The organism is Pararhodospirillum oryzae (genome assembly GCF_007992075.1).
Classification (GTDB): Bacteria; Pseudomonadota; Alphaproteobacteria; order Rhodospirillales; family Rhodospirillaceae; genus Pararhodospirillum; species Pararhodospirillum oryzae.
In genome coordinates this window covers 1-1923 of the sequence record NZ_BJZO01000169.1, presented here as the reverse complement: position 1 = coordinate 1923, position 1923 = coordinate 1, and the positions used below count along the sequence as shown (strand labels likewise).

At 53.1% G+C, this 1923-nt stretch carries 1 protein-coding gene and 1 pseudogene; both read right to left on the bottom strand.

Translation table 11 applies throughout. The features are described 5' to 3' along the window. Positions 1 to 1161: MCP four helix bundle domain-containing protein (locus ROR02_RS16290; protein WP_281291062.1), on the bottom strand; the 1161-nt coding region annotated here is incomplete at its 3' end. 467 nt (positions 1162 to 1628) lie between these two features. Next, positions 1629 to 1923 (bottom strand): annotated as a pseudogene (locus ROR02_RS16710) (methyl-accepting chemotaxis protein); the annotation flags it as partial.

Genomic DNA, 1923 nt, shown 5'->3' with positions numbered 1-1923 from the left:
CCGGCCCGAGGCGTCGGCCAGGCTTTGCACGATGGTGGTGGTGCGCTCGGCGTCCTGCGAGGCGGCCTGCGAAATCAAGATCGCCTGTTCCATCTGACGCCCGATTTCGTTGATCGAGGAAGACAGTTCCTCGGAGGCGCTGGCCACGGTCTGCACACTGGCCGAGGCTTCCTCGGTCGCCGAGGCCACCTCGGTGGCCTGCCGGCTGCTTTGCTGGGCGGTCGCGCTCATGGTGCGGGCCGTGGTTTCCATGGTGCCGGCGGCCCGGCTGACCACGTCGAGCACCCCCGATACCGTGGTGTCGAACCCCGTGGTCAAGGAACGCAAGGCCTGGGCCCGCTGGTCGCGCTCGGTCTGCTGGCGCTTTTCCTCGGCAGCCAGGTGTTCGGCGCGTTGGGCGTTTTCGCGAAACACCTCGACTGTTTGCGCCATCTGCCCGATTTCGTCGCTCCGCCCCCGGGCGGGAATCTCAACGCTCAGGTCTCCGCTCGCCAGACGCTGCATGGACTGGGTCATGGCGGTGATCGGAACCGCCAGCACACGGTGCAGCAGCATGCCCAGCGCCCCGGCCATGACCACGAAAACGCCCACCCCGACACCAAGCCAGATCCGCGCCATGGCCGCCGACTCCACCTGAACAGCCTTGGCGTCATCGGCCGAGCTCCGGTTCAGGTTAACCAGGAGGCCAAGATCGCTCATCATGCCTTCAAACAACGCATTGCCGGATTCGGCCTGAAGGCGACGGGCTTCATCGTCTTTATTCTCCCTGGACAATTCAAGCATACGACCTGACACCAGTGCGTACTTTTTGTACTTTGCATCAAAATTCTCATAAATTTTCATTTCGTCGTCGGAACTGATCAGGGGTTTGTACGCTTCTCTCGCCTCGTTGATATGATCAACGGCTTCCTTAATTTTCACGTCAAACTCTTGAATCTCTTTGGCGTCATCAGCAAGAGCATGCTGTAGCTCAGCCCGACGATAATCAAGGATCATGGCTTTAATATTATAAGCCGCAACGACGCTCGACAATCTGTTCGACGTAATATCAGAAACAATATCATTCATTTTACTTATTATTTGAAACGAAACCCCTGAGTTCAACAAAATAAGGATTATAAAAATAGAAAAAACAAACATCAATTTTTTAGATATATTCATGTTGTTAATGAATGACATATTATCTCCCTCCTGCAAGGCGGCACACCCCTTCAGGTTCTCTCATACGAGAAGATCCGCCCATTCGATTCATCTCGTAACCGTTCCTTATTTTTTAATTTTATTCAATAAAAATTTTAGTCCTCCCCTTCTAATTAAAAATGAAATTTTAAAACTCAATCCATCTTTAAGAGAAATGGCTTTGCCACTCGAAACCCACCTTGCAATAAGGGACCTCAGGACATCGCAGCCATCAACACTTCATTAATATGCGCGAAAAATGATAAAAAAAATACACTAACAACAGAATTATTTTATTCTTAAAATAATAATTCATACATAACATCCCGGCTCTGTCCGTTTTTTACTGCAGCGGACAGAGCCATAAGTGGATAAATACGCGCTGTTTTAGCGTTTTATTTTTGCGCTTCAAGCATTTGAAAGACAGGTTGTATCTTTCAACATTTATTCTAGGACGCGCGCACATCGCGCAGGAAGCGGGTGACCACCTCCTTGAGCGCCCCGGCCTCGTGGGCCAGGGACTGGGCCGAACTCAACACCTGCCCGGCGGCCGCGCCGGTTTCGTTGGTGGCCTGATTGACCCCCGACAGGTGCGTTGAGACCATCCGGGTGCTCTCGGCGGTCTGCTGAACGCTCCGTGCGATTTCCGCCGTCGCCGCCGACTGCTCCTCCACCGCCGAGGCAATGGCCGTGGCAATCTGATTGATCTCCTCGATTCGCTTGACGATGGCGCTGATCGCGCCC